Origin of the sequence: Streptomyces sp. NBC_00377 (assembly GCF_036075115.1) — a bacterium.
GTDB lineage: Bacteria > Actinomycetota > Actinomycetes > Streptomycetales > Streptomycetaceae > Streptomyces.
Window position 1 is genome coordinate 34,556 of record NZ_CP107958.1, and the last position, 26,108, is coordinate 60,663.

General features: G+C 68.7%; 24 protein-coding genes and 7 pseudogenes. 13 read left to right on the forward strand and 18 right to left on the reverse strand.

Features of this window, described 5'->3' with window-relative positions; genetic code table 11:
- Positions 1-110: 110 nt before the first annotated feature.
- Positions 111-353: an acyl carrier protein gene (locus OHS71_RS00195; RefSeq protein WP_328475550.1), complete on the reverse strand. Its 243-nt coding sequence runs from the start codon at positions 351-353 to the stop codon at positions 111-113.
- 173 nt (positions 354-526) lie between these two features.
- Between OHS71_RS00195 and OHS71_RS00200 the strand changes: the two genes are divergently transcribed.
- Positions 527-829, forward strand: coding sequence for an STAS domain-containing protein (locus OHS71_RS00200; protein ID WP_328475552.1), 303 nt, complete (start codon positions 527-529; stop codon positions 827-829).
- Positions 830-834: 5 nt separating this feature from the next.
- On the opposite strand, the gene OHS71_RS00205 is transcribed toward OHS71_RS00200, so the two are convergent.
- The 4 genes from OHS71_RS00205 to OHS71_RS00220 all read right to left on the reverse strand — a co-directional run bounded on the left by OHS71_RS00205 (position 835) and on the right by OHS71_RS00220 (position 3,471).
- Entirely contained in the window at positions 835-1,179 is a 345-nt protein-coding gene (locus OHS71_RS00205) for an ANTAR domain-containing protein (protein WP_328475554.1), read from the reverse strand.
- 749 nt (positions 1,180-1,928) lie between these two features.
- The gene (locus OHS71_RS00210; protein WP_328475556.1) at positions 1,929-2,066 is read right to left on the reverse strand and encodes a hypothetical protein; all 138 of its coding nucleotides are present in this window, start codon (positions 2,064-2,066) and stop codon (positions 1,929-1,931) included.
- A gap of 119 nt (positions 2,067-2,185) precedes the next feature.
- A complete protein-coding gene (locus tag OHS71_RS00215) occupies positions 2,186-3,118 on the reverse strand; it encodes an anti-sigma factor RsbA family regulatory protein (RefSeq protein WP_328475558.1) in 933 nt (310 codons plus the stop codon).
- Positions 3,118-3,471, reverse strand: coding sequence for an STAS domain-containing protein (locus OHS71_RS00220; protein ID WP_328475560.1), 354 nt, complete (start codon positions 3,469-3,471; stop codon positions 3,118-3,120). The genes OHS71_RS00215 and OHS71_RS00220 overlap by 1 nt, the downstream gene beginning before the upstream one ends.
- 630 nt (positions 3,472-4,101) lie before the next feature.
- On the opposite strand from OHS71_RS00220, the pseudogene OHS71_RS00225 reads away from it, so the two are divergent.
- Positions 4,102-4,475, forward strand: a pseudogene (locus OHS71_RS00225) (IS5/IS1182 family transposase); the annotation flags it as partial.
- 128 nt (positions 4,476-4,603) lie between these two features.
- Here the strand turns inward: OHS71_RS00225 and OHS71_RS00230 are convergent.
- A complete protein-coding gene (locus OHS71_RS00230) occupies positions 4,604-5,008 on the reverse strand; it encodes an ATP-binding protein (protein WP_328475562.1) in 405 nt (134 codons plus the stop codon).
- Positions 5,009-5,272: 264 nt separating this feature from the next.
- Between OHS71_RS00230 and OHS71_RS00235 the strand changes: the two genes are divergently transcribed.
- Entirely contained in the window at positions 5,273-5,803 is a 531-nt protein-coding gene (locus OHS71_RS00235) for a methanogen output domain 1-containing protein (RefSeq protein WP_328475564.1), read from the forward strand.
- A complete protein-coding gene (locus tag OHS71_RS00240; protein WP_328475566.1) occupies positions 5,800-7,380 on the forward strand; it encodes a SpoIIE family protein phosphatase in 1,581 nt (526 codons plus the stop codon). The genes OHS71_RS00235 and OHS71_RS00240 overlap by 4 nt, the downstream gene beginning before the upstream one ends.
- A 40-nt stretch (positions 7,381-7,420) precedes the next feature.
- Here the strand turns inward: OHS71_RS00240 and OHS71_RS41225 are convergent.
- Together OHS71_RS41225 and OHS71_RS00250 are read right to left on the reverse strand one after the other, a co-directional pair.
- A pseudogene (locus OHS71_RS41225) lies at positions 7,421-7,626 on the reverse strand (DUF6417 family protein).
- Positions 7,627-7,727: 101 nt separating this feature from the next.
- Entirely contained in the window at positions 7,728-8,075 is a 348-nt protein-coding gene (locus OHS71_RS00250) for a hypothetical protein (RefSeq protein ID WP_328475570.1), read from the reverse strand.
- Positions 8,076-8,176: 101 nt separating this feature from the next.
- Between OHS71_RS00250 and OHS71_RS00255 the strand changes: the two genes are divergently transcribed.
- On the forward strand, positions 8,177-9,241 hold the full coding sequence (locus OHS71_RS00255; protein ID WP_328475572.1) for an IS630 family transposase: 1,065 nt from the start codon (positions 8,177-8,179) through the stop codon (positions 9,239-9,241).
- A 69-nt stretch (positions 9,242-9,310) separates the two neighbouring features.
- Here OHS71_RS00255 and OHS71_RS00260 read toward each other — a convergent pair.
- Positions 9,311-10,824: pseudogene (locus tag OHS71_RS00260) on the reverse strand (transposase); the annotation flags it as partial.
- Positions 10,825-10,896: 72 nt separating this feature from the next.
- Positions 10,897-10,999, reverse strand: a pseudogene (locus OHS71_RS00265) (methyltransferase type 11); the annotation flags it as partial.
- Positions 11,000-11,102: 103 nt separating this feature from the next.
- Here OHS71_RS00265 and OHS71_RS00270 point away from each other — a divergent pair.
- Positions 11,103-11,852 (forward strand): class I SAM-dependent methyltransferase, encoded by a 750-nt coding sequence (locus OHS71_RS00270; protein WP_328475576.1) that lies wholly within the window; start codon positions 11,103-11,105, stop codon positions 11,850-11,852.
- 230 nt (positions 11,853-12,082) lie between these two features.
- Complete coding sequence (locus tag OHS71_RS00275; protein WP_328475578.1) at positions 12,083-12,358, forward strand: hypothetical protein; 276 nt, start codon at positions 12,083-12,085, stop codon at positions 12,356-12,358.
- A gap of 8 nt (positions 12,359-12,366) precedes the next feature.
- Here the strand turns inward: OHS71_RS00275 and OHS71_RS00280 are convergent, their stop codons facing one another.
- Positions 12,367-12,582, reverse strand: coding sequence for a transposase (locus OHS71_RS00280; protein WP_328484349.1), 216 nt, complete (start codon positions 12,580-12,582; stop codon positions 12,367-12,369).
- 346 nt (positions 12,583-12,928) lie between these two features.
- A pseudogene (locus tag OHS71_RS00285) lies at positions 12,929-13,746 on the reverse strand (IS5 family transposase).
- Positions 13,747-14,036: 290 nt separating this feature from the next.
- Between OHS71_RS00285 and OHS71_RS00290 the strand changes: the two are divergent.
- Positions 14,037-14,760: pseudogene (locus OHS71_RS00290) on the forward strand (helix-turn-helix domain-containing protein).
- Between the two features lie 90 nt (positions 14,761-14,850).
- Here OHS71_RS00290 and OHS71_RS00295 read toward each other — a convergent pair.
- From OHS71_RS00295 to OHS71_RS00310, 5 genes are all read right to left on the reverse strand, one after another.
- Positions 14,851-15,351, reverse strand: a complete 501-nt coding sequence (locus tag OHS71_RS00295) for a cupin domain-containing protein (protein WP_328475580.1) — start codon at positions 15,349-15,351, stop codon at positions 14,851-14,853.
- 36 nt (positions 15,352-15,387) lie between these two features.
- Positions 15,388-15,810, reverse strand: a complete 423-nt coding sequence (locus tag OHS71_RS41230) for an alpha/beta hydrolase (protein ID WP_443047146.1) — start codon at positions 15,808-15,810, stop codon at positions 15,388-15,390.
- Positions 15,717-16,199 (reverse strand): alpha/beta hydrolase fold domain-containing protein, encoded by a 483-nt coding sequence (locus tag OHS71_RS00300; RefSeq protein WP_328484351.1) that lies wholly within the window; start codon positions 16,197-16,199, stop codon positions 15,717-15,719. The genes OHS71_RS41230 and OHS71_RS00300 overlap by 94 nt, the downstream gene beginning before the upstream one ends.
- Positions 16,196-17,140 carry an NADP-dependent oxidoreductase gene (locus tag OHS71_RS00305; protein WP_328475582.1) on the reverse strand — a complete coding sequence of 315 codons (945 nt, stop codon included), beginning with the start codon at positions 17,138-17,140 and terminating at the stop codon, positions 16,196-16,198. Before OHS71_RS00305 ends, OHS71_RS00300 begins: the two co-directional genes overlap by 4 nt.
- A gap of 97 nt (positions 17,141-17,237) precedes the next feature.
- Complete coding sequence (locus OHS71_RS00310; protein ID WP_328475584.1) at positions 17,238-17,813, reverse strand: NAD(P)H-dependent oxidoreductase; 576 nt, start codon at positions 17,811-17,813, stop codon at positions 17,238-17,240.
- A gap of 391 nt (positions 17,814-18,204) precedes the next feature.
- On the opposite strand from OHS71_RS00310, the gene OHS71_RS00315 reads away from it, so the two are divergent.
- The 5 genes and pseudogenes from OHS71_RS00315 to OHS71_RS00335 form a co-directional block, all read left to right on the forward strand.
- Positions 18,205-18,708: a MarR family winged helix-turn-helix transcriptional regulator gene (locus tag OHS71_RS00315; protein WP_328475586.1), complete on the forward strand. Its 504-nt coding sequence runs from the start codon at positions 18,205-18,207 to the stop codon at positions 18,706-18,708.
- A gap of 302 nt (positions 18,709-19,010) precedes the next feature.
- Positions 19,011-21,014, forward strand: coding sequence for an ATP-binding protein (locus OHS71_RS00320; protein ID WP_328475588.1), 2,004 nt, complete (start codon positions 19,011-19,013; stop codon positions 21,012-21,014).
- A gap of 76 nt (positions 21,015-21,090) precedes the next feature.
- On the forward strand, positions 21,091-21,588 hold the full coding sequence (locus OHS71_RS00325) for an SRPBCC family protein (RefSeq protein WP_328475590.1): 498 nt from the start codon (positions 21,091-21,093) through the stop codon (positions 21,586-21,588).
- A gap of 138 nt (positions 21,589-21,726) precedes the next feature.
- Positions 21,727-22,311, forward strand: a complete 585-nt coding sequence (locus tag OHS71_RS00330; protein ID WP_328475592.1) for a terpene synthase family protein — start codon at positions 21,727-21,729, stop codon at positions 22,309-22,311.
- A gap of 262 nt (positions 22,312-22,573) precedes the next feature.
- Positions 22,574-23,401 (forward strand): annotated as a pseudogene (locus tag OHS71_RS00335) (TnsA-like heteromeric transposase endonuclease subunit); the annotation flags it as partial.
- Positions 23,402-23,553: 152 nt separating this feature from the next.
- Here the strand turns inward: OHS71_RS00335 and OHS71_RS00340 are convergent.
- Positions 23,554-26,088, reverse strand: a complete 2,535-nt coding sequence (locus OHS71_RS00340) for an ABC transporter permease (RefSeq protein WP_328475594.1) — start codon at positions 26,086-26,088, stop codon at positions 23,554-23,556.
- Positions 26,089-26,108: the final 20 nt, after the last annotated feature.

Below are 26,108 nucleotides of genomic sequence, written 5' to 3' on the forward strand. Positions count from 1 at the left end.
TCAGGGCCGACGCCACTGCTGCCCAGCGTCTGCGTCCCGCCTTCCCACGGACTCGGCTGCGGGCCGCACCGCCCGCAAGCGGGTGCGGCCCGCGCTCTCTCCGTCAGAGCTCAGCTGACAGCCGGGCCGGCTTCCTCGGTACCGGACAGTTCGGCCAGGAACTGATGACACCGGGCTGCGCGTTCCGAGTCCTGCTCCATCACGGTGCGGAAGAACTCGGCGATCTCCTTCTTCCCGGCGTTCTCCGCGTCGCGCACATACTGACCGTAATCGTGTCCAGCCTTCAAAGAGTGGTACTGAACGGATACGAGGTCGTACACGACGTCACTGAATCCCGTTTCACCTGTCGCCATGAGTCCTCCTTGTATGAAAATCGGAACAATGACCGTGTATCACCACTTTGGCGACTGAAACGAACTGCCGCCGGTTCCATCAGGCGCGCGGCCGAGGCCCGGCGACAGGTTCTTCGCCGGTGTCCGACGGCGCGGCACGGCGTGGGCATGGCCGCCGACCTGTGAGCCTGGTGATGATGACGCCGATCGCGCAGGCCCTTCACGGCCGGGGCCCGCTCCCGGCCGCCGCCGGGGCGGGGCTCTCCGGGTACGGCTCGGCGCCGCCGTCACGGATCGTGGTGGACCTGGGCGGCGGCACCTTCATGGACTCCAGCGGCATCAACGTCTTCGTCACCACCCACAAGGCCGTCAGCAGCAAGGCGGGGTGGCTGCGCATCGCCGCCGCGCAGACGCCCGTCCTGCGCGTCCTGCGCCTGGTCGGCATCGACACGTTCATCACCTGCCACCCCACCGTCGAGCAGGCCCTCGAACCCTGACCGCTCTACTGGGGCCGGCCTGGAACACCGTCCTGACCCGGGCGGCGCTGCACGGCCTGGCCCAGCGCGCGCTCCACCGTCTCCGGAAGTGGCTGCCCCAACGCCCAGTCGATCATCATCTCGGCGATCGTGTGCAGTTTGATGTTGGTGTGCTGGGAGACCTCACGCAGCACCTCGAACCCGGCGGCCGGCGCGATCCGGTGGGCCGCGACCAGGACACCGATCGCCTGGTCGACCACCGCATGAGAGTCGACGGCTTGCCGCAGCTGCGCGTTCTCCTGCTCCAGCCGGGTCACCGCAGGATCACGCGTTCCGTCGGGCAGCTGCTTCTGCTCGCGGGAGGTCGTCATTCCGGGTCTCCATACAGGGGCCGACGTTTCCAGTACGCCTGCCCCGGACCGGAACGGCAAGACACCCTCAGCGCAATATGAAGATCACATAGGACAAGAAGGGGAACCCTTCGCCGACCATGGACGGCGAAGAGCCCGGGAGGCTGACTGCCCAACCCCTGCTCATGCGAGTCTCCCTCGCGCAGGCCCTCACACCTGGCCCCCTGGTGGCCATCGCAAAGCGAGGGCTGATGCCGTCACGGGGATACGTAGACAGCATCAGCACTGCACACAGAGTGTGGCAGGTGCTCCTCGTGCCCGAAAGGTGGCACAGCTCGTCCACGGTTGGCCGGGGGTCGCCCGACTTCGCCGGACGACGCTTCGGCTCTGACCAGCCGGTGGTGAGACATTCCCGGATGCGTGGCCGGCGGCACGGGGTCTGCCAGCGGAACCCCCTCGTACACCCCGCCCCGCCCCACCTCTCAACAAACCAGCAACACACCAGGTCAGCCGTCGCCCTGTACACGGACAAGCCCCCCTCCGAGCGTCAGGTGGTCCGCTATGGGCAGTGCGAGGGGAGGCAGGGGCCGTAAGTCGTGTCGCTGTGTATCCCCAGGATCCGGGTGCCGGCGTCCTCCAGCATGAGCCTCAGCGCGCGACGAGCCAGATCTCCGCGGTAGGCCTCACTACCGAAGGGAGTCCGCGTGCCTTGGCTTACCCCGTCGACGCGTTGTTCACCGTGTACTCCCACGCGAAGGACAACGACAGCATCAAAAGCCACGACTCCTGCCGAACGGGTGGACCTGCACATCGCCGCTGACGGCAGACCAGGCGGCCATCGCGGCGGTGCGGTCGAAGGCCCCGTCGGGCCCGGTGTCGAGGGTGTCGTAGCGGCGTACTGCCTCCATCCGGGCTGCCTCGTCTGCCGCGCTGTGCGCTGCTGGGGGTGTTGCTACACCGGGCCGGGTGCCCTGCTCGCGGCCATCGTGGGCGGCCGCCCGGACAGGGTGGCCGCCCACGCGTGCGGTTACAGGCTGAGGTAGAAGCGCACCGTCGTGCCGTCGTCGCCGGTGTGCACGCGCACCAGGTCGGCCACGTAGTGGACCAGCATCAGGCCCCGGCCGCCCAGTTGCCCGCGCTCCGGCGGGCGCCGGCCGGCCAGCGGATCGGTCAGCCGGCCCGCATCGCGGACCTCACACACCAGTTGCCTCTGCTCGGCCCAGATGGCGAGTGTCCCGCGGCTTCCGCCGTGGACCACGCTGTTGGTCGTCAGCTCCGCGACCGCCAACTCCACATCCATCAGCCGCTCCCCTACCAGGCCCAGCCGCATCGCCTGAGCGAGAGCGAACTGGCGGACGGCCGGAAGGTCCTCCCCGCCGTAGGAGAAGGCCGCGGCGTCCGGTGCCGGCGCAAGCGCCTGGTTGTAGCGATCGACGATTGCCTGCCAGTCGTAGGCGTCGCTGACCGACTCGCGGCCATCCCCGCTGATGAGGGTCGGGTGGGTGACCTTCGCATCGGCGATCACCTCCGGGTCCAGCCGCACCTCGTCGTAGGGGCACAGGATCGTCACCGCCCTGCCCTCGAACGCGGCGTTGATCAGCGCCTCGTGCTGCGCGCATGCCGGGTACTCCACCGCGCTGCGCCCGGCCCAGATCGGTTCACCGATGATCCGCACACGCCCCTTGGGGTGGGCGTCGGCGAACCCGCGCAGCACCTTGGGGATGATCCGCCCCGGGTTGCGGCCGGCCTCGGTCATGTCCAGGAACAGGATGCCCTCGGCGTCCCCGCCCAGACCGGCCTTGATCAGGTCCAGGTTGGGGCCGGGCACCGCCACGGCCATCGGCTCGCCGCTGGCCAGGCCCTCGCGCAGGAAGGCCACCGTCTGCTGCGTGTACTCCTGCTCGGTGCGGTAGAACAGGGCAGGGTGCACAAACGCCTCGTGGGTGGTCACCGTGCTCATCACAGAGCCACCTCGATCCGATCCAGGCCCGGCCAGAACATCTCCAGAACCCGCGGCAGCTGCGGCGGGGGATTCTCGACCACAACCCTCCCGTCGGGCAGGTTCATGGCGGTGACCGCCAGCGCACTCACCCCGGCCACGTCGACGAACGCCACATCCGACAGCTCCACGTACGACACGCCGGCGTGCCGCTGGGCCAGCTCGGACAGGGCCTGCTCCCACGACGGACGCGTCAGGGCGCTGATCTCACCGCGGGCACGTATCCCGGAACGACCGGGCAACGGGCTCACCTCCAACGCGACCTTCCCGGGCGCCACCGCGCCGGCACCGCCCACCGGATGTGGGGCATCCACGCTCGGACTCCTTCACATCAAGCCACCTGCCGGCCGCCCCGGCCCGGGCAGGAGAGAAAACTCCCCCAGCGGCGGAGTGTATCCCTGCAACAGGCCAACCCCGGACGGCCGGACAGACGCAGTCTCTCCCCAAGGCGCTACCCGGGGCGGACCCCTACTCCATGCTCATCATGCCCAGGGCAGGCGGCAGCAAGTGCGTCGATGCCCCAGGTCCCGGCTCCGAGCTGGCCCGGCGTACCTTGCCTGTGAGCTGGGCGTGACCCTGTTCGCGGCGCGCAGTTCGAGGCGGCTGACGGGCTGACGGCCGGGCCCGCCTCAGCGGTCGTCGAGGGGAAGGACAGGGCTGCACAGGATCTGGCGGACGACCGGCATCAACTGGCCGGGCCCGCTGGCGCTGGGCAACTCCCTGGGGACGTCTCGTCGCTGAGCCAGGTCGGGCGACCCGTGACGCCCGACCGGCCCGGCCCTTGATGTGCCGCAAGCCCGCTGCGCAGCGCCGGTGACATTGGCGGGAAGAGCGATCCGTCGGCTGACCGAGCGGGCGCTGGCCCAGGTGGGCGGGCGAGAAGCCGTCCAAGAAGACGTTTATGCAGGTCCGGTCCTATATGCAGCTCTCGTCCCTGCCCCACTCTGACCGTCACCGCCGTCGGCCTGTCGGAGAACGCCCTGGGAATACGCCTGCTCGACGAGGCGAAGGAGAAGTACCCGACCATCTCCAAAAACCGGGTCGACACCGGCTGCAAGAACACCGTCGTCGACCAGGGCGCCCGCCTCGGAACCGATGTCGAAGTCGTCAACAGAAACCCGGATACCCGTGGGTTTCACGTCGCGAGAAGACGCTGGATGGCCGAGCGGAGTATCGGTTGGATCATGCTGCACGCCGTCTCGCCCGCGACTACGAGACCCACCCCCACCGCTCCGAAGCCATAATCCACGTCGCGATGATCCACCTCATAAGCCGACGACTCACCCGCGAAGCCACCCCGAACTGGCGCGACACCTGAACCTCGAAACAAACATCGTCTCCTGCACAAAACGCTCTTTAAGGCGAGCTGGTGGCGGGGTCTCGCGACCGAGTTGGAGTCTTCCCGGAGCGGCGACACTATTGATCCACGGGTGGTAGGAGGCGCGCTCAGGGGGCGGGGCTGAGTTCGGCCCAGACCGTTTTGCCAGGGTGGCGTGGGGTGACGCCCCAGCGTTGGGAGAGTCGTTCGAGGAGCTGCATACCGAAGCCGCCGGGCTCGGTGTTCTCGGTGGCGCGTATGCGCGGCCAGCTGTCGCTGTAATCGCTGACCGCGATGCGCAGCAGCCTGCCGTTCCAGGTGAGTCGGATCAGGGGTGGGCCGGCGCCGTGGCGGATGGCGTTGGTCATCAGTTCCGAGACGAGCAGTTCGACGGTCTGGATCATCCGGTGCTGGCGCAGCGGGCCGCCAAAACCTTCCACGCAGTCGCGGACCCAGTGCCGGGCAGCCGCGATGCTCGCTGTGGCTGCGGGGAAACGCGACTCGCAGGATGGGAGGGTCGGTTCGCCGTTCATGAGGTTCCTCCAGCGGGGGCCCTGCGCCGCCGCCGACTGGTGCTGTGCACGGCCGGTGGCAGTCATCTGTCGGGTTACCCCTGCCTGTGTGGCGAACCATCAGTGCCTGTCGGGTGACCGGCAGATCCTGTGAAGGTCGTTTGCTGCTCTCGACGGGACTGGTGGTGGCGGGCTGGAGGGCGCTGGCAGAATCAGATCCCGTTACACGAAATTGAGGCCACGCCGGTCGCGCTGCCGCCGGGGCCCGAGGGCGAGGGAGCCGGTATGGGACAGGTTTCGGATGTGGAGATTCCTCTGGACCGTGATGTGTTCCTGCGGACTTTGGTGCGTGAGCTGGCGACGTCGCTGGAGTCGGTGATCGGTCTGGAGGAGGCGTCCGGCTACGTCAGCCTCGTGGGGCAGGCCGTCGGCACGCAGATCGACGAGATGTACCTCAAGGCACTGGGAGCCGACCGGCTCACGGGTGAGCAGGTCGCCGAGGCGCTCGTGGACCTCAAGCGCCGCATTAACGGTGACTTCTACGTCATCGAGCACGACGAGACGAAGATCGTTCTGGGCAACCGGGTGTGCCCGTTCGCGGAGAAGGTGATGGGCCGGGAGTCGATGTGCATGATGACGTCCAACGTCTTCGGCACCATCGCCGCCCGCAATCTCGGCTACGCGCGGGTGGAGCTGGAGGAGACCCTCGCGCGCGGCGACGCGGGCTGCCGCGTCGTGGTGCACCTGGTCCCTGACGTGGACATCGAGACGGTCAGTGGCCGTGAGTACTTCGGCGACCGGGCTGTGGCCCCATGACCGTTGGCCTCTTCCGGGCCATCACCAAACCGCTGCCTCATCCGGTGCTGCTGTGCGGGGCCGACGGCCGCATCCTGGCCGCCAATCCCGCGGCCGTCCGCTGCGACGACCGGTTGCGCCCGGGCACCAGCCTGTTCGACCTGCAGTCCGACGACACACCGCAGCTGCGTCAGCAGCTGAGCGTGTGGCTGCGCAGCGGCAGCCCCGTGCCCGGCGTACTGGTCCTCAAGGACGCTGACGGCCGCATACGGCGCTTTCGCTGTCACGGGGCGCGGGCCACCTGGTGGTACGGCCCGCAGCCGGCCCTGCAGCTGCACCTAGTCGAGGCCGGGGCGTCCGACCGGTTCGCCGTGCTCAGCCAGCAGGTGGAGGCGCTGAACCGAGAGGTGGCCTTCCGCCGGGCCACCGAAGTCGACCGGGCGCGGCTGCTGGCCGCCGAACAGGCCGCTCGCGGCCAGTTGCAGCACCTGTACGACCTGACCGCCGCCCTGGCCGGTGCGATCACCCTCGCGGAGGTTTCCCGCGTCGTCACCGAGGTGGCGCCGGCTGCCCTGGGAGCCACTGCGGCGGAGCTCTATCTGCACTCGGCGCGGCTGGTACCGCCCCTGCAGCCGGAGGACAAAGGCCTTCCGGTCGGCGCGGGCGGCTGGACCGACCTGGACCGGCCGTCCTGCGCGGACGGATCGCTTCCTCGTGAGGCCACGGACGCGGTTCCGCTCGCGTTGTCGCTGGAGGCGGACGGCGTCCAGCTGGGCATGCTCATCGTGCACGGCTCACTCACGTCCACCGCGTCCGCGCATGTGACGGCCGTGGCCCAGCAGGTCGCCCAAGCCCTGCGCCGGGCGGGCCTGCACGAGCACGAGCACCGGGTCGCCGAACGCCTGCAGCTCAGCCTGCTGCCCCGGCTGCCACAGCTTCCCGGCCTGCAGACGGCCACCTGCTACGCCCCGGGCAGTGACCTGCTCTCGGTCGGCGGCGACTGGTACGACGTCTACGACGTGGACGCCGATCACATCGGCCTGAGCATCGGCGACGTCGCCGGCCACGGACTGCACGAAGCGACCGTCATGGCCCAGACCACCGCCGCCTTGCGCAACATCGTGCCGCGCTGCGGCACCGACCCTGCCGCCGTCCTCGACGAAGTCAACACCTTCCTGGGCCGCTATCACCCGGAGCGGATGGCCACCGCCTGCTACCTGGTCTTTAACCGCCGCACCCGCACCCTGACCTACGCCACCGCCGGCCACCCCCCACCGCTGCTCATCCACGCCGACGGCTCCAGCGTCTACCTCAACCACGCCACCTCCCCGCCCCTGGGCCCCGTCCGAGGCGTCCGCTACCGGCAGGCCGAGACCACCGTGGCCGAGAGGGACACTCTGCTGCTGTACACCGACGGGCTGATCGAGCGGCGTCGCGAAGACCTCGCCATCGGAATGGAACGGCTGACCGAGTTCGCCCGCACCACCAGCGGCCTGAACATCACCGAGCTATGCGACCGCTTCCTGCACCACCAGCCCGAGGCGGCCTTCCCCGACGACCGGGCCCTGCTCGCCGTCCGCTTCCCTCCATCGGTCTGACCGCCCCTCCCTCCAGCACAGAAGGCAAGGGCGTTACGCGTCAGCTCTTCGACGGGATGCGTGCGCCGATCTCGCGCGCCAGGCGGTCCGCGTCCTGCGCGGCCGCCCCGCCCTCCTCGGCGGCTGTGCGCAGCACTTGGACCAGCTCGTAGCCTCATCCAGCGTCAGCAGGCGCAGCCGCTCGGTGTCGTGCTCCATGGGCGCGAAGTCGATCTCATCGAGGTCAAGGTGTTCGTAGCCGTCCATGATCAGGGCAACGTCACAGACCGTCGGCAGGACACGGCACGACTACCCCTGCGGCCCCGGCCTTCAGTAGCCCGTCAAGTCCCGGGCGGCGTACTCGGCCTCTACTGGTAGGCCTGGTTCAGCGCCCAGATCGCCCAGACGATCACGGCCAGCGACAGCACAACGGCCGTCGTGCCGAGTGCGACTCCCGCCCGCGCCCGGGAGGGAGTCGCCCCCTCCTGGCTCCGCGCCCTGTGCAGCGCGACGAGGCCGCAGACGACCGCACCGATCCCCGCAGGCACGATGAAGTACACGGGAAAGAAGCGGACCCCGTTCGGGACCCAGGCAGGCAGAAACGGGCACATCAACATGGCGACGGCGGCAGCGCCCAGCACAAACGATGTCGTGCCCCTGTGCTTACGTGCCGTCAGCTGTTCGCTCGACCCGACTGCCTGCTCAACGGAACTCATGCTCCGGAGGCTAGTGCCGCATCAGGCAACGTTCGCCCGTTGTGAGTTGACTCGCCGTCCGGGTGCTGTGCCGGACGGCGAGGGGCCGTCATTCTGTCCGGATGGCAGAGCGTGTACGGGTCCGCGAGATCGATGACGATGAGGGACGGCGGCTGCTGCGGATCGTCCGCCGTGGCACGGGGTCGGTGGTGACCTGGCGGCGGGCCCAGATGGTGCTGCTGTCTGCGCAGGGCATGCCGGTGGCGAAGGTTGCCGAGGTGTCGTTCACCAGCGGCGACCGGGTCCGCGACGTGATCCATAACTTCAACGCTGATGGATTCGACTCGCTGTATCCGAAGTACTCCGGAGGCCGGCCGAAGACCTTCACGCTGCCCGAGCGCCGCGAAATCAAGAAGCTCGCCAAGTCCAAGCCGACCGAGCACGACCTGCCGTTTTCGACGTGGAGCCTGACCAAGCTGGCGGACTTCCTGGTCGCCGAGGGGGTGGTCGACGACATCAGCCACGAGGGCCTGCGCACCCTGCTCCGCGAGGAAGGCGTCTCCTTTCAACGCCTGAAGACCTGGAAGACCTCCCGTGACCCGGACTACGCGGCCAGGAAGGCCCGCGTCGAGCACCTCTACGCGATCGCCGACGGCGAGGTCATACCCGAGGAAAGCGAGCCCGAAGTCGTCTTCTGCATGGATGAGTTCGGCCCGCTCAACCTCATGCCCCATCCCGGGAAGCAGTGGGCCGAGCGCGGAGGTAAGCAGAAGGACCCCGATCGTGAGCCGCGTCGGCGGCGCCGGGCGACCTACAACCGCTACGGCGGAGTGCGGCACCTGTTCGCCGCCCTGGACCTGGCCAAGGACAAGCTCTACGGCCACATCAAGCCCATCAAGCGGCGCACCCAGTTCCTGGAATTCTGCCGCTACCTGCGCACCCTCTACCCTTCGACGGTGCGGATCGCCATCGTCTGCGACAACTTCTCCCCGCACCTGACCACGAAGAAGTGCCAACGCGTCGGCACCTGGGCGGCGACGAACAATGTCGAGATCGCCTACAGGGGAGCCGCCCCGGTGTTCGTCGGCTGCGGCATCTTCGCCAGCCTGGGCGTGGGCATCGCCCTGGCCTCCGACGCCGTGCGGCACGCCGAACTGCCCCGGCGGCAGCCAGGCGTGACCATCTAAGCAACCCAACCGCAGCCCCGCCGACCAGCCCGCAGCAGGGGCTGGTCGGCGTCTCCCGATGAGCGGCGGTCACTCGCCGTCTACGGCATCCGGATCACGCAGTGGTCGCAAGCCTCCGGGCAGGTCGGGGAGCTGGAAGGAGTAGCGGCCGAGCATGTTGATGTGGTGCCGCACGAATGGCGAGAGGCGGGCCACGTCCTCGTCGCGGACGTCGAAGCCGTCCGTGCGCAGCTGGTTCACCGCGGCGTCCGTGTACCGCGTCGTGAACAGCACGAGGGCGTTGAGGACCAGGCCGAGCACGCCGAGCTGGTCTTCCATGCCGTCCTGGTAGCGCTGGTAGAGCTGCCCTGAGCGGCCGTGGAAGATGTTCCGGGCGAGTGCGTGGCGGCCCTCCTGGAGGTTGGCCTGGGCCTTGATCTGGCGGCGGTAGCCGGGCTCGTCGGCCAGGGGCAGGATGTGCAGGGACTTGGCGATCCGCCCGTAGTGCGCAATCGCGTCCCCCAGCGGGGTCGGCCGCCCGTCCCGGGACAGCATGCGGATGACGTCGTAGGCGCGCACGCCGGTGTGGATGGAGCCGATGATCCGCAGGATGTCCTCCCACTGCCGCTCGATCCGGGCGAGGTCCACCCGACCACGGGCAGCGTCAGTGAATGCGCCGTAGTCGGCGGTGCGGTCGATGCGCCACATCTTCTGGTCGGGCAAGTGCGCCAGTTGCGGCGCGTACGCGAACCCGGCGAGGGTGAGCAGGCCGAACACGATGTCGCTGTAGGAGGCGGTGTCGGTGACGATCGTCTCGGGGCGCTTGCCGCCGTCGCGGTCGTAGAGGACGTCCAGCACGTACAGCGAGTCGCACGGAGTGCCAACTACCACCTTCCCGCCCAGCCCCGCCGCCTGGTCATTGATCATGTTGAGCCAGGTGGCGCCGCCCCGGCGCCCGAAGTACTTCGGGTTCGGCCGCGCGTACACGCTCGGCACCGGCACGACGAACCGCATGCCGTCCACGGAGGCCACCAGCCCGCCGCCCCACGCCTGCGCGAGCGGGATCGACGCCTGGTAGTCGATCAGCGCCGCGTTCGCAGCCCGGTACGTCGCCAGGCGCAGATAGGTCTGGTCGACGTGCGACAAGCGCCCGTACTTCAGCGCGTCCGCAGAGCCGATGACCGGGGTGTAGCCGACGTTGCACGCGTGCGCCACCAGCAGCGCGGCGATCGTCACGTTCAGGTCCTTCAGCCTCGCCTCGCCGCCGGTGACGGACGTGAACGCCTTGTCGGCGCCGGTCCACGAGAACACCTCCAGCAGCACCTCGGGCAGGTCGACCCGGGGCAGCATCGCCTCCACCGCCTCCCGCAGGGCACGCAGGGAGGCTCCAGGGCGGCGAAGTGCAGGCGGCCGTCGTCGTCGAACACGATCTGGGAGTTCGCCGGCACCCGCCCGGCGATCTCACGGTAGGTGCCGTCCAGCAGCGCGGCCCGCGCTGTCAGGTGCTCGCCCGCCTCAGCGGGCAGGTTGAGCGAGGCCAGCACGGTGGGCTTGGCCTGCTCCCACGCCGCTCCGTCCAGCAGCTTCGCTCGCGGGTCGCCCCCGGGCCTGATGTGATGGGTGAATGCCTCGGCCGGCGAATACGCAAAGTGATGACTGGCTCCCAGGTCACCGTCGCGCATCGAGGTGTCGAGGCCCAGACTGCGGGCGCCGGGCAACTGGTCGAGCACGCCAACCAGGTAGTAGCCCGTGCCCGCAACCGATGTCCAAGACTGTGCCCCGGTCGGGAGGATTCGAACTGCTCCGCAAGAGGATCCTGCTGCAGTGACCCACTCTCGATATTCGGGTGAACGGAGGGAAGGGGCTGCGTAGGGTGACGGGCGTGGACCCAGCTGACTTCTACACCGGCATCGTCGCGGAGATCTACGGACCGCTGAAATCCTTCTCCCAGGACCCCGAACCCTACGCAGCCTTCATTCAGCAAACCGGCATGCCGGCACTGGAGCTGGGGTGCGGAGACGGTGACCCCCTGCTCGAACTGCGCCGACGCGGCCTGGACGTCGACGGCGTCGACTCCTCCGCCGACATGCTGGAGCGGCTCCGACGCCGGGCAGCCGAACAAGACATCCGTGCCACCGTGTTCCACCAGCGCATGGAGGCCTTGAACCTGCCCCGCCGCTACCGGGCGATCTTCCTTGCCGGGCCGACCTTCACCCTGCTCCCCGACGACGCCACAGCGCTCGCCGCCCTGCGCGGCATCCGCGCTCACCTGGCTGAGGGCGGCACCGCCCTGGTGCCCCTGTTCACCCCCGCACCGACCCCCGCTGAACAGATCGGCCGAGTGCGCACGTCCGCCGCACCCGACGGCGCCGAGCTCCGGGTATCCGTCGTCGCCGAGCAACGCGACGAGACAGCCCGGACACAGACGACGCTTCTACGCTACGAGCGGCACCACGGCTCAGACAGCACCATCGAAGAGCGCCCGTGGACCATGCATTGGTACACGCCGGAGCAGTTCGAGAAGTTGGCCACGCCCGTCGGCCTGGCCCTGACTGCGGTAACCGATTCGGACGGCAAACCAGCCTCTGCTGATGGCACCGACTTGCTGCACTTCCGGCTCCAAACCACCTGACTGCGACCTCGATCACCCTCCGCAACCGCTCCCCAAGATCTGTGCCAGAACCCAAAACTCGCTGACATTGATCTTGCTGAGCCCCGCGAGGTGACTCCCGGAAGCACCTCCAAATGACTCCCCACCGAAGGCTCTGGTCCACTTTCTGTGGACGCCTCACCGACAGTGATGTCAGTGGCATGTGGTGAGATGGCCGCGCTCTATCAGCCGCCTGGTGGGAGGTCGTTCCGATGCCTGTGTACTCTTCGCTGACCCGTGCTCTGGCTGAGGCTTTGGTCGATGTCCTCTGGTTCGTTGAGGGGTGCGAGGACGAGCAGATGGATCCGGATGACGCGGTCAAGGTCTTGGAGGGTGTCGCTCATCTGGTGGCTCAGCTGTCGAGTGATCAGCGAAGCGAGTTCATCGACCTACTCGGTTCGATGGCTGCAGAGGAGGCCGATCCTTCGCGCCGTGAGTTCTTGGAGGGGTTCCCTTATGGTTTTGGACTCGTTGTGGACGACTCCTGACCTGGGATCTATGCGTAGAGCAGGACGTGCTTGCGGAGGAGTTCGAAGCCCGCGCGACCGAACATCTGGCGCTTGATCATTTTGAGCCGGTTGACGTGGCCTTCGACGACGGCGGAGTTCCAGGGTTGTGAGAGGCCGGCGATGACGGCGTCGAGGTCGCGTTCGAGATGCTGGGCGAATCGGCGGAGACTGGGCAGTTCGGTGGTCGCGGTCGCCGCTGCGATCCAGTCGGGTAGTTGGTCGCCTTACAGGTGGGTGAGCATGTGGGCGAAGGAGCGCACGTGCTCGGCGAGTGCTGCGAGTTCGGGGCAGTTGGCCAGGGCGGCGTTGAGGTGAAGTCGGTCGTTCTCATTCAGTGCGTCGGGATTAGTGAGGACCCAGCGTGTGACGGCTCGGGCAGATGGCGGCCGGGGCCCGACCGGCTGGGGCTTGCCGCGAAGTGTCCTGCTGACGTAGTCGCGGACGCTGCCGTAGCCGCGTGGATAGCCCTGTTCTCTGATCTCCTCCCATAGTTTCCAGGCGCTGGTGCAGCCTTCCTGCCAGCGCTGGTCGAGGTATGGCTTGCTGTCCCTAACAAAGGCGTTGGACGTGGCGGTGGGTGATCAGACAGACGGCGAGTCCGAGGAACGCTTCGTGGATGTCGTCACGTCGCTCCCAGCGGATGCGCAGGCGGCGGAAGCCGTGGAGCCAGGCGATCGTGCGCTCGACGACGTAGCGGAAGATGCCCAGGCCAGTGCCGTGCGGCTCGCTTCGCTTCGCGATCACGGGGCGGATCCCTCGCTGCCAGAGCAAGCGGCGGTACTTGTCGTGGTCGTAGCCGCGGTCGGCCAGCAGCGCGTCGGGGCGTCGGCGCGGTCTGCCGACCCGGCCCGCGACTGCCGGAATCTTGTCCAGCAGCGGCTCGAGTTGGGTGACATCATTACGGTTGCCGCCGGTCAGCGACACCGCGAGCGGGATGCCCTGCCCGTCGACGATGAGGTGGTGCTTGCTGCCCGGACGTGCGCGGTCGACCGGGCTGGGTCCGCTTTTGGGCCCCTTCGGGCCGCGCGGACGTGCGAGGAGTCAATCACCGCCCGGGACCAGTCCAGCTGGTTCTTCGACCGCAGCCTCTCCAGCAGCAGCACGTGGAGCTGGTCCCAGACGCCCGCCTCGTTCCAGGCTGCCAGGCGCCGCCAGCAGGTCATCCCCGAGCCAAAGCCCAGCTCCCGCGGCAGGTACTGCCACTGGATGCCGGTATGCAGGACAAAGAGGATCCCGCACAGGGCCTGGCGGTCCGGCACTCGAGGTCTGCCCTCGACCAGCTTCGGCGCCGGCTCGGGCAGCAACGGCTCGATAAATGACCAGAGTTCATCCGACACGATCCACGGTCGCGACTGGCGTTTCCCCACGACCAGACCAACGAGCGGACAAGCCAACAGTCACATGATCAACAGCTTTTGTTAGAGCCAGCAATCGCACCGCCTGGAAGAACCGCTTCCTGCCCGAGCTCCGCGCGGGTCACCTGCACCCCGCAGCCTGGTGCGACCAGAACGGGTGCCAGCCCCGGCGGGAGGACAGCATCAGCAGACCGTTGACGGCAGTCAGCAGCGCCAACCGCAGCTCCCAGGGGAGCTGGATGTCATACCCGAGTTCTAGTCTTCTGAGTCGGGAGTTCCTTTTATATATGTAGGCTTGCGGTATGGCTCGTACGGGGCGGCCGAAGGCCGAGTTGGTGCTGTCGGTGGATGAGCGGGCGGCGCTTGAGGGGTGGGTCAGGCGTCGCTCGACTCCTCAGTCATGGGCGGTGCGGTGCCGGATCATCCTGGCCTGCGCGGACGGCATGTCGAACAAGGATGTCGGTGCCCTGGTGGGCATGACGGGTCAGTCGGTGGGCCGGTGGCGGGCGCGATTCAACGAGCATCGCATCGCCGGTCTGGGTGACCTGCCCAGATCCGGCGGCCCCCGCTCGGTGAGCGACGAGCAGGTTGCCGCAGTGGTGAAGCGGACGCTGGAGTCGACACCGAGGAACGCCACGCACTGGTCGACGAGAGCGATGGCCAGAGAGCTGGGCCTCTCCCAGTCGACCGTGTCAAGGATCTGGCGAGCCTTCGGCCTGCAACTACGCCACCCACAAGACACCGGCCGTCAAGACCTGGCTGCTCGCCCACCCCCGATTCCATCTGCACTTCACGCCTACCGGCTCGTCCTGGCTCAACCTCGTGGAGCGGTGGTTCGCAGAACTGACGAACAAACAGATACGGCGAGGGGCCCACAAGAGCGTCCAGGCCCTTGAGAAGGACATCCGGACCTGGATCGCCGCATGGAACACCGATCCCAAGCCCTACGTCTGGACCAAGACGGCGGACGAGATCCTCGAACGCCTCACCTCATATCTGAACAGAATTCCTGACTCAGAAGACTAGGCGATGGACCCCGAACGATCTGGTCCTGCTGCTCAGCTCAGCGGGGAACCTCGCCCTGCCGGCCGGTGCCGGGTTTGCCGGCCCTGCGAGTCACAGGAATTCGCTCCGGTAGGTCGAGGCCAGCTCGGCCGCACGGCGGCGACGCTCCATGACCTCGCCCTCGGACAGCTGCGGCGGCGGCGCGTCCTTGCCTGCGACGACATCGCCGATGCGCAGGAAGTATTCGTCCTGGCCTGCCGGGGTGCACATACACAGCATGCGGGCCGGCGCACCCGAGATGTTGCGGAAGTTGTGCGGCGCGTTGGCCGGAATGTTGACCGTGGCCCCGGCCCTCACGGTGTACTTCTCGCCGCGGAAGGTGAACTCGATCTCGCCCTCGAGGATCGTGAACATCTCCTCGAAGTCGTGCCGGTGCGGGGGCGGGCCGCCGCCGTCGGGCACACGCATGTCGATCAGGCAGTACCGGCCGTCGGTCTGCTCGCCGGTGACCAGCATGGCGTACGTGTTGCCCACCAAAGAGATGTACGTCGTGGCGGGATCGTCGGGGTCCGCCACGGTCAGCGAGCGGGACAGGTCGTCGTCGGGGATCATCGGAATCGTCTCCTTCAGAGGTCAGTCAGGTGAGGATCAGGTGCCGGGCGGGTCGAATGGAGTCCGGCAGTCTCCCGGCCGTAGATGCGCATGCTGCGCGAAGTGGGATTCCGGCCCGGCCGCGCGGTGCTTCAGTGTGTTCGTGCCGGTGTCCGAGAGACTCCATCGTGCCGGGCAACGGGGTGCGGGCCACCTGTGCGGAGCGCCTGCATACCCCTCCTGGGGCATGGGGCGAGCGCGCTCGGTGGCGGCTCTGATGGATTTGAGGACGCGGATGCGGTCGGTGATGGCGCGGCGGGCGACGTCGGAGGTGAAGGCGATGGAGTCGAACTCGTGCGGGGCGCCGGGGCGCAGGTGGAATTCGACTAGCACGCCGGCGCGGCTGAGTTTGGTGGCGTAGGCGGTGTCTTCGTCGCGGAAGACGTCGAGCTGGCCGACCTCGATGTCGGCCGGCGGCAGGCCGGTGGCGTCCTCGAGCCGGGCCGGGGCCGCCTGACCGGGACGTCGGGCCCGCCGACGGCCTCGCCGAGCAGGGCGGGCCAGGCGGTGAGGCTGTCGTCGTAGGACCACAGCAGGTAGGGCGCGATGTGGGGATCGGGGGTGGTGGTGCGGTCGTCGAGCATCGGCATCATGAGGATCTGGCGGGCGATCTCCGGGCCGCCACGCTCGCGGGCGAGGATCGTCAGTCCTGCGGTCATGCCGCCGCCCGCGCTGTCCCCCATCACACCGATCCGGTCGCGGTCGACACCGAGTTCGGCGGCGTGTGCGTGCAGCCAGCGCAGTGCGCTGTTGGCGTCCTCGAGCGGGGTGGGGAAGGGATTTCCCTTTCGGTGGAGGATCGGCGTCAGTCGGCGGACGGGACGACGATGACCTTGCCGTGCACCGCGCCTTCGGAGGCCCGGGTGTGGAGCGCGGGGAGTTCGGCCAGCGGTACCCGCTCGGCGACGTCGACGCGCAGCTCGCCGCGGTCGATCAGCGCCACCAGTTGGGCCAGTTGGTCGGCGTCGCTGCGGACGAAGAGGTCGATGCCGCGCACGTCGCGCTCCTCGTCGCTGGGGGCGGGCATCCACACCGTGGTGTTCACGACGACCCCGCCGGGACGGACCAGGGTGATGAGCGCGGCCAGTTCGTCCGGGGCGACCGGTGCGAGGTTGAGTGCGATGTCGACCGGTTCGGTCACCGCTGCGGGCACGCCGGTGGTGGTGTGGTCGATGACTTCGTCGGCGCCGGCCGATGTGACCGCCTCGCTGCTGCGCGGGCCGGCTGTGGCGATGACGTGGGCGCCTGCGTTCTTGGCCAGCTGCACGGCGTAGCCGCCGACCGCTCCGCCGGCTCCGTTGATCAGGACGCGTTGCCCGGCCGTCAGCTTGGCGTGGTCGAAGAGGGCCTGGTACGCGGTCAGGCCCACCAGCGGCAGCGCGGCGGCGTCGGCCAGGGGGACGCTCTTGGGGGCCGGGGTCAGGACGTCGGCCGGCGCGAGAACGTACTGCGCGGCGGCTCCGGTGCCGTCCATCGGCAGAAAGCCGACGACGTCGTCACCGACCGCTATGCTGTCGACGCCCTCGCCCAGGGCGTCGACCGTTCCGGCGACGTCGATGCCGGGCGTGTGGGGCAGCGTCACCGGGATGGGGCCCTGCATGAAGCCCCCGCGGATGTTGCCGTCGACGGGGTTGAACGACGTCGCGGCGACGCGCACTCGGACCTCGCCGGCCGCGGGAACGGGCTGCTCCACGTCCTCATAGCGCAGGACGCTCGGGTCGCCGTACTCGTGGAAACGCACTGCCTTCATGGGAGTTCTCACCTTCACCGCGATCCAAGTTGCTTCGAATTCGAAGCAACTGTTGCTAACGGTACATCTACTTCGAATTCGAAGCAAGTGTTGTGGGTTACTGCCGGTGCGAGCGCATCGCAGCGGCGAGTTCGACGGCGGCTCGGCCGATGCAGGCGCGCAGCCGCGCCGCATCGCTGCCAGCCGTTGTCCGCCAGTCGGCGGGACCAGCGACGACGACCGTGGGCACGGGGTCGGCGTGCACGTCGGTCAGGCGCCTGCGCATCACCTTCGCGAGGTCGGGTGGCTGCCGGTCGGATCCGCTGTTGAGCGCCAGCAGCACCGGTATGCCGGAGAGGACTTTGTCCCCGAGGACGGCGAGGAACGAGTTGAACACCTCGCTCGGAGATGCGGCGCGCACCGGGGTCGCCACCACCAGCCCGTCGGCCGCCACGACCGCCGCGATCGCCTCCCACAGGTCGAGACTGACGCGGCCCTGGATGGAGTGCCGGGCGAGGTCGGCCGCCAGCCGGTGCAGCTCCAGCACCTCCACCTCGGCGCGCGCACCCCCGGCCGCCAGTGACCGACACACCGCCTCCGTGACCCAGTCCGCGAGCCGGCGAGCCTGACGCGGACATCCGACACCGGCGCTCACCACGGCCAAGGACACCGGAGCCCACGCGGCGGTGCTCATCCCGGCATCGTGTTCATGGCTTCTGCGCTGCGGCCGGGCTGTCGTGCCGTCACCGGGGAGGGCCGAGGACGACGTTGCGCCAGGCAGGGGATGTTCATGGCCGGTCCTCGGGATACGTGGGCGGCGGCGCCGTCCTTCTGCTCGTAACCCTGTGCCGCGGCACTGCCCGATTTCCATGTTCCGCGGTGCTCAGTCGGGCTCAACGCTGCCCACACCGTGCGCTCACGAGGTCACGCCTCACGCCATCGGGCCTGGGAGACCCTCGCGCCCGCCCACTCCACCTGCCGGGGGTGGCACCGGAACTCGCGGAGGAGTTCAGTTCCGGTTTCCCCTGCAGTGACTGGACCGCACCCCGCCACATTCTTCGAATTCGAAGCAGTAGACTTCGGGCATGTCTGATTCACCGCCGTCGCTCGACCCCGTGCAGCTCGGTGCCTACTTCGACCTCATCGAGGTGACCAGCCTGCTCCGGCACGCCGTCGAGCAGCAGCTGCGCGAGGCCGGTGATCTCAGCTATGTGCAGTTCCAGCTGCTGGCCCGCCTCGGGGACTCACCGACGGGCAGTCACCGCATGACCGACCTGGCCGACGGTGTCGTCTACAGCCGCAGTGGCCTGACCTATCAGGTGGATCTGCTCCAGAAGGAGGGCCTGGTCGTCCGCGCTCCCTCGCCGGACGACGAGCGGAGCATCACCGTCACCCTCACCGATGCCGGGCGTGCGCTGCTTGCGAAGGTGCTGCCGGGGCACGTCGAGGTGGTCAGCCGCCTCCTGTTCGAGCCGCTTTCGCGCGACGACGTCAAAGCTCTCGCCAGCCTGCTGGCTCCGGTGCGCGACCACATGCGCTCCATGCCGTCCCGCTCGGCCGCGCCTCGCCGCCGTAAAGCCGGAGCATGAGGACTCGGCCCAGGCCACGGGGTAGGGACACGGCATGTTCCGCTCGGCGCAGGGCCAAGGGGAAGCGACGAGTCACGCCGAGGACAGGGACTGAGGCGTAGCACCTGGACGACGTCGAGTCGGTGCTGCATACCTGCGAGTAGCGCTCTCCGTCCCATGAGCTGCCCCGCACTCGGCGCTACTCACGTAGAAAGCGCTTCATCGAACGATCTTCGAGGGCAAAATGGGCCTGACGAAAGGAGCTCGGATTGGGTGCGAGGGGCTTGGCGGACCGGTTGGCGGAGGCTCGAGCCGGAGCGCTGGTGGGCAGGGAGCAGGAGCGGGCGGTGCTCGACCGGATGGTGTCGGGTGCGGCGCACGCTCCGCTCGTCGCCTACCTGCACGGCCCCGGCGGCATCGGCAAGTCCTCGCTCGTGCGCTACGCCGCCCGGCAGGCGGAACTCGCGGGCCGCCGTGTGGTGCACGTGGACGGACGGTTCCTCGACGCCGACCCGCGCAGGCTGGAGGAGGCCGCCGCCCCGGCGTGCGCCGAACCCGGGGCGGTGCTGCTCATCGACACCTTCGAACAGTGCCAGCCCCTTGAGACGTGGTTGCGCGAGACCTTCCTGCCGCGGCTCGCCGACCATGCGATCGTGGTGGTTGCCGGAAGGACCGCCCCCGACGCCGAATGGTCACTGGACCCCGGGTGGGCGCAACTGTTCACCGAACTGCCGATACGGCCGCTCGATCCCGCCGGGTCCGACGCCCTGCTCGCCGCCCGGGGTGTCCCCGCCGAGCAGCGCGGCGCCTTCGTCGCCTTCGCCGGAGGCAGCCCGCTCGCCCTCTCGCTGGCCGCCTCCGTGCCTCCGGCGGCACCCGGCGCACTGTGGGAGCCGGCCGGCGACATCCTGACGACCCTGGTCAAGCGGCTGGTCGGCGACCTGCCCAGCGCCGTCCACCGACGCGCCCTCGAGGTCGTCGCGCAGACCTACGTCACCCGCGAGCCCCTGCTGCGCGCCGTACTGGGTGACGAGGACACCCATACGGTGTTCGCCTGGCTGCGCCAGCTGCCCTACATCGAGGTCACACCGCAAGGGCTGCACCCGCACGACGCGGTGCGGGCGACCCTCGAGGCCGACCTGCGCTGGCGGGACCCCGAGCGCTACGACGACATCCGCGCCCGCATCTCCCTCGCCGGCCTGCACGCCGTGCGCTCCGCCACCGCCGACGACGCGCTCTTGCGAATCGCGGAATGGATGTTCCTCTTCCGCGACCACGACCGCCCGGACAACCTGTACGACCACCGGAAGCACCCCCACATCGAGGACGCTCCGCTGCGGCCCGAAGACGTGCCCGCCGTGCTGCGTATGGCCGAGGAGGCCGAGGGCCCGGCATCGGCAGCCGCGGTCGCGCACTGGCTGCGCCGCCAGCCGGAGGGCTTCCGCGTCCACCGCTACACGAGCTCCACCACACCCGCTGCATTCATGGCCATCCTGCGGCTGGACGCACCGCTGCCCGAGGACCGCGCCGCAGACCCGGTGATCGCAGCAGTCTGGGACCTCGTGGAGACGGCCGCTCCCCTGGGACCGGGCGAGCACCTCGGCATCCGCCGCTTCGCGGTGCAACCCGGCGGGCGACAGCGGCCCTCACCCCTGATGGAACTCACCAGCCGGCGCACCATCGCCGAGGAGATGAGGAGCCACGGACGCGCGGTGACCTTCACTGTCTTCGAAGACGCCGACCGGTGGGGACGCTACCTCGCCGAGGCCGGACTACCGGAAGTCGCGGCCGTGGACGTCGGCGGCCTGCGACAGCACGTCTTCGGCCGGGACTGGCGACGGCAACCAGTGGAAGAGTGGGCGCAACACCGGGCGCGCACCGCACTCACGCCCCTGACGACATGGCCCGCAACCGCCTCCGCAAGTGGCCCGGGCGACCAGCTGCCGCGACCCGCGTTCGAGGAAGGCGTACTCGAGGCACTGCGCACCTGGCACACCCCGCGTGAATTCGCGACCAGCGCCCTGCTGCACTCCCATCTCGTGACGCCCGGCTCACCCGACCCCGCCGCGGAACTGCGCGGCGCCATCACCACCGCCCTCAACGCGATACAGATCGACCCAGCGGGCGTCAAAGCCCACGAGGCCCTCACCACCACCTACATCACGGCCTCCCGCACCCACAGGGCTGCCGCCCGACGACTCGGGGTGCCCTACGGCACCTACCGGCGTCACCTCGCTCTGGCCAAGGAACGCCTCACCGAACAACTGCTGCGACAACCGGCCACGACACCCACACCGACCCCGCCACGCCAGTTGCCGAGGGAGTGACCTGCGGGCAGCGCTGAGCACGGCTGAGCAGCCCACATGTGTGCCTCGGGCAGGCGCTGGCCGCGATGCTCGTGGCATGACCAAAACGAGTGTCCCGATCACCGTCTTCGCCCGTACAACGTCCAGCCCCGCCCACACCTACCAGGTCATCGTGCCGATCGACCTCGCCCAGGTGTTCAAGCCGTGGGGACCGCTGCCCGGCGTCGCGGAAGTGCGCGACCAGACCGGCACCTGGAACCGGCCGGGGACAGCGCGCCAGACCTGGTTCACCGACGGCTCCAAGGCCGACGAGCGGCTTACCGAGATCGCGGAGGGGCACGGATTCGCCTACGAGCTGAGTGGCTTCACCAACGTGCTGGCCAAGCTGACCTCCGGGGTGCGCGGCGAATGGTCGTTCCTGCCCGATGGCACCGGCACGTCGATCCGGTGGACCTACGACTTCCGGCCGCTGCCCGGCCGCCGCTGGATCGTCGCGGGGCCGTTCAAGCAGCTCTGGATCCGCTACATGCGCGCCGCACTCACCAGGATGGTGACCGTGGTAGAGGAAACGCCCAATGCCACCATGGTGGAGTGAGCGACCTGAGCTTCGCCGCATTACTACTGTAATCGAGACCCTGGTCGCGCAGATGTACCCCGGCCGCTGGGCCGACGCCCTCCCGTTCCCGGCGACCGCGTTCCGGGACCTGTGGCAGACCGCTATCCACGGCACGTCATGGCACTGGCAGGGCCGGATGGCCGACGCGTGGACCCGCTGTCTGTGGGCGAATCTCGCGGAAGCCACGATCGCCGGCGCGGCGCCGTACCGAGGTCACTGGAGCAGTATCTGCGGATGCGGCGTACGAGCATCGGAGTGTCTCCCTCGCTCGGCATGGTGGAGAGGGCATCACGCTTCGAGATCTGCGCCCGCGCCTACCATCAGAGCGCTATCCAAAGGCTGGAGACCCTCACCTGCGAGATCATCGCCCTGTGCAATGACATCGCCTCCCTGGAGAAGGAAGAGGCCCAGGGCGACACCTACAACGCTGTCCTCATCCTGTACCGCTTCAACGGGCTCACCCGGGACCAGACCCTGGACCACGTCATCGCGATGGTGGGCGACCGGGCCGAGGAGTTCCATGCCCTGCGCCTGCAGACGCCCCGACTGTGCGAGGCACTCGAACTCCCGCCACCGGAGCGGATCGCGGTCTCGCGGTGGATCGACGGCGCGCGGACCTGGACGGCGGCAACCTCGACTGGCAGCGCGAGACATCCCGCTACCGCACGGCCCAGCCGGTCCAGCGCGCAGCGCCCGCCTTGAGCCCCACCCGGCAGCCCTTACCAAAGCGCCGGCACGGGACACCCGCCGACGCAGCCCAGGCCGGGTTCAGCACTTCGCTGGCAACCTTCGCACGACGATGCCGTTGCGCGGCTGTGCACGGGTGCTACGCACGATCCAGGTCAGGTAGTACCAGCCCGCTACGGCTCGTGTGGACGCTCCCACGCCGGGATCGCCGCGGTGGTCCCGGCGGCCCGGTACTGGGGCATCTTCGCGCCGGTGGCTGGCGGTCGCCCCAGGGGGCATGGCGCGGTACGAGGGCCCCGCCCACGACAGGCACGCGCGGACCCGGCTGCGCCGCCCACGCCCCCCACAGCCCACGCACTCCCAGCTCCCACGATCAGGGAGTTTGAGCGTCAACCACCCCCCGACACCCACCCCCCTCCGGCAGCGTTCCTCCCGCAGCGAGACACCACCACGGCGTCCCGCACAGCAACGAGGAGACACATGCGAGGCACGAGGGCCCTCACCCATCGATCCGGTGTCGGCGTTCCCGGTGGTGCCGGGCCGGCGGTGGGGGCCGGATCTGTGGTGGTCGGCCACCACCGGGCGGCACGTGGCCGCCGGATCGAACGCCATGCGTACCCAGCTGATGGTCCTGGACCGCGACCCGCAGGTCACCGGCATGGCCGGGCGGCCGGTACGACTGCTGTGGCACGACCGCCGGGGCCGGGTGCGTTCCTGGGTGCCGCAGCTCTTCGCCCGCTGCACCGACGGCTCCAGCATGCTGGCCGACTGCCCCGGCCGCCTTGGCACCGGCGGTGAACGCGCCCTGAAGGCCGCGCAGGCGGTGGCTGCGGCGTGCACGGACATCGGCTGGAACTACCGGCGCCTCGCGCCGCTGGACGAGGTGGTGGCAGCGAACCTGACATGGCTGGCCGGCTACCGCCACCCCCGCAACCAGGGCAGGCCCGGCCTCATGCCCGCCGTGCTTGAGGCCTTCGCGCGGCCGCGGCCGCTGCTCGAGGGCGCCGAAGCGGCCGGCGACCCAATCGAGACCCTCCCGGCCGTCTTCCACACCCTGTGGCACCACACGCTGACGACCACGCTCAAGACGCCGCTGCACGAACGGGTCCTCGTCCATCCCGGCTCCTTTGGCGAGGGCAGTGGCGCAGCGTCGGCCGAAAGCCTGCACGATGACGTCGCCGACGACCGTGGCGAGGACCCTCCCGTCGGGAACGTAGTACCCAAGGGGCGTCCATCGAGCACGTCTCTGCTCAAGGCCTACTGGGCTTTGATGACCTGGAGGGTGTTGAGTGCTGCGGCACGGCGGGCTGGCCACAGGGCCGCAAGTACGCCGACGGCCGCCGAGGCCGCCAGGAAGAGGAGGATGCGTTCCCAGGGGATCTGCATGGTGTAACCGCTGAGCAGTTTGGAGTGGGAGAAGACGGTACCCATCGCCCATGCGGTGAAGGTGCCCACGACGATGCCGAGCACCGAACCGAAGAGCGAGATCACGATGGACTCGAGCCGGATCATCCGCTTGATGCCCTCTCGGCGCATGCCGATCGCGCGTAGCATTCCAATCTCTTGGGCACGTGCGAAGACGGACAAGGCCATGGTGTTGACCACGCTGAGCACCGAGATGATCAGCGCCATGCCGAGTAGCCCGTAGACCATGTTCAGCAGGAGGGCGACGCTTCCGGTGACCTCCTGCTGCAATGCCTGGGGGCCCTGCAGTTTGAGCAGGGGGTTGTGCAGGGCGGTCTTGACGCGTTCCTGCACGTCGTTGGCATGGCTGGCTGTGGCCTTGACCAGGATGATGTCGTCCCGCTGCGCCGCCATGTGCGGGGCGAGGGTCTTTAGCGACATCAGATAGTTGGACAGCAGTGGGTTGGCCTTGATGATGCCGCTGACGATGAGGGGCTGCTGCGTGCCGTCGGCGAAGGTCACGGTGACGCTGTCGCCTGCGTGGAGGTGGCCGCGTTCGGCGGCGGCTTCGGTGACCAGCAGGCCGGAGTCCAGGTGGGCGGCGCTTCCGGCCGTGTAGCGCAGCGTCAGGAGCCGGGTGATTACGGTTGGGTCGACTGCGGTCACTTTGTAGCCGGTAACCGTGCCGATGGATGCGACGGCTCCGGTACGGATTGGGGAGGCGTCGGTGACGCCGGGGACGGAGGAGATCGTCGCGGTGACCGAGGGGTCGAGCGGCTGGTCGTTGATCATTCTGACCATGAAGTCCGCCTTGAGATTGCCGGTGGTCTGCTTGGCAAGGACGGATCCGATCGAGGTGCCGATCACGGTGACCGCGGTGACCAGGGTCAAGCCGAGCATGAGGGCCGCCGTGGTGGAGGCGGTGCGCCGCGGGTTACGGCGAGCGTTCTCGGTAGCGAGCTTGCCGTCGATGCCGAACCACTTGGTGAACGGCTTGTTGAGCAGTCCGAGCAGCGGCCTGGACAAGAACGGAGTGAGGATGACTAGCGCGATGTTCAGCAGTCCGGCGCCGGCACCGATGTAGTAGCCGCCCGAGGTACTGCCAACGGCCATACCCCGGGCACCCAGGCCCACGCTGATCGCGGTGATCAGGAAGCCCACGGCGTTGCGGATTCGCAGACTGGCTTGAGTAGGCGTGATGTGCGCGCTGCTCATCGCGGCGATCGGGGGGATCTTGGACGCCCGGCGGCCAGGCAGCCAGGCAGCCAGCACGGTGACGGCGGTTCCCACAAGTAGAGAGCCGGCGATGGTGCCGGGCGAGACCACGGGGTCGGTGCCGGGCAGACCGGTGTCCATGAGGTCGTTGAGCACCGTATGCAGGCCGCTGGCGATCAGGACGCCGAGGACTAGACCGATGGCGGAGGAGATCAGGCCGACGATGAGTGCTTCGAGCTGGACGGCCCGGGTGACCTGGCGGCGGGTGGCACCGATGGCGCGGACGAGGGCGAGTTCGTGGGTGCGCTGGGCGACCAGCATGGTGAAGGTGTTGGCGATGAGGAAGATGCCGACGAACAGGGAGACCACGGCGAAGGCCAGGAAGACGTTGCTGAGGGTTTTGATACTGGAGGCGTCGGCCTCTTTCTCGTCGCTGATGAGCTTGGCGGCAGTGATCGCTTCGCTGTTCCTGCCCAGCAGAGGCGTGATCTCTTTCAGCAGCCGCTGGTCGCTCGTCCCGGCTGCCGCCCTGACTACGATCCGGGCGTACTGGCCGGGGGACCCGAACAGCCGCTGGGCCGTGGCGGTGTCGAAGAGAGTGAAGGTCGCGCCCGTGGTAGCCGCCGGATCGGTAGCGGTGAAGACGCCCACGAGATGTTCCGTCATGACCGGTCCGTCGACGATCACGCGCACGGTGTCACCTACGCGGAAGCCGGCCTTGGCGGCGGTGTGGGTGTCCAGCGCGATCTCGTCGGACTGCTGCGGGGCCCGCCCGTCGGTGAAGGAGCGGTCGGGGTCCTTGCCGTCTACATCGGGGGCGAAGTTGGCGCCATGGGAAGCGTTGCCGACGACGTCGCCGGACCTGTTGACGACATAGGTGTCACCAGAGACCTGACCCCGGGCGGAGGCGACACCCGGAAGCGCGCGGACCTTCTCGAGCACCGTGCCGGTCAGGCCTGAGGACTGTCCGTGTTGCTGGGCCTGCGAGGTGGCTCTGACTGCGACGTCGACACCGACGTTCTCCCTAGTGGCCTGGTCCTGATAGCCCTTGCTGACCGTGGCGCTGAAGATCAGGGTTGCGGCCACGAAGGCGACACCGAGGACCACGGCGAGCATGGTCATCAGCAGCCGGAGCCTGTGGGTGGTGATGTTGCGTACGGCAAGACGGAACATGACGTCTTCCTTCCTCGTCC

Bases quoted from the DNA above. Each gene is read 5' to 3' on its own strand.
- OHS71_RS00340 (WP_328475594.1), bottom strand. From the start codon at position 26,088: ATGTTCCGTCTTGCCGTACGCAACATCACCACCCACAGGCTCCGGCTG.
- OHS71_RS00230 (WP_328475562.1), bottom strand. From the start codon at position 5,008: ATGAACGGCGAACCGACCCTCCCATCCTGCGAGTCGCGTTTCCCCGCA.
- OHS71_RS00240 (WP_328475566.1), top strand. From the start codon at position 5,800: ATGACCGTTGGCCTCTTCCGGGCCATCACCAAACCGCTGCCTCATCCG.
- OHS71_RS00210 (WP_328475556.1), bottom strand. From the start codon at position 2,066: ATGGAGGCAGTACGCCGCTACGACACCCTCGACACCGGGCCCGACGGG.
- OHS71_RS00275 (WP_328475578.1), top strand. From the start codon at position 12,083: ATGCCTGTGTACTCTTCGCTGACCCGTGCTCTGGCTGAGGCTTTGGTC.
- OHS71_RS00325 (WP_328475590.1), top strand. From the start codon at position 21,091: ATGACCAAAACGAGTGTCCCGATCACCGTCTTCGCCCGTACAACGTCC.
- OHS71_RS00215 (WP_328475558.1), bottom strand. From the start codon at position 3,118: ATGAGCACGGTGACCACCCACGAGGCGTTTGTGCACCCTGCCCTGTTC.
- OHS71_RS00205 (WP_328475554.1), bottom strand. From the start codon at position 1,179: ATGACGACCTCCCGCGAGCAGAAGCAGCTGCCCGACGGAACGCGTGAT.
- OHS71_RS00235 (WP_328475564.1), top strand. From the start codon at position 5,273: ATGGGACAGGTTTCGGATGTGGAGATTCCTCTGGACCGTGATGTGTTC.
- OHS71_RS00295 (WP_328475580.1), bottom strand. From the start codon at position 15,351: ATGATCCCCGACGACGACCTGTCCCGCTCGCTGACCGTGGCGGACCCC.
- OHS71_RS00315 (WP_328475586.1), top strand. From the start codon at position 18,205: ATGTCTGATTCACCGCCGTCGCTCGACCCCGTGCAGCTCGGTGCCTAC.
- OHS71_RS00195 (WP_328475550.1), bottom strand. From the start codon at position 353: ATGGCGACAGGTGAAACGGGATTCAGTGACGTCGTGTACGACCTCGTA.
- OHS71_RS00330 (WP_328475592.1), top strand. From the start codon at position 21,727: ATGGCACTGGCAGGGCCGGATGGCCGACGCGTGGACCCGCTGTCTGTG.
- OHS71_RS00305 (WP_328475582.1), bottom strand. From the start codon at position 17,140: ATGAAGGCAGTGCGTTTCCACGAGTACGGCGACCCGAGCGTCCTGCGC.
- OHS71_RS00255 (WP_328475572.1), top strand. From the start codon at position 8,177: ATGGCAGAGCGTGTACGGGTCCGCGAGATCGATGACGATGAGGGACGG.
- OHS71_RS00200 (WP_328475552.1), top strand. From the start codon at position 527: ATGATGACGCCGATCGCGCAGGCCCTTCACGGCCGGGGCCCGCTCCCG.
- OHS71_RS00310 (WP_328475584.1), bottom strand. From the start codon at position 17,813: ATGAGCACCGCCGCGTGGGCTCCGGTGTCCTTGGCCGTGGTGAGCGCC.
- OHS71_RS00250 (WP_328475570.1), bottom strand. From the start codon at position 8,075: ATGAGTTCCGTTGAGCAGGCAGTCGGGTCGAGCGAACAGCTGACGGCA.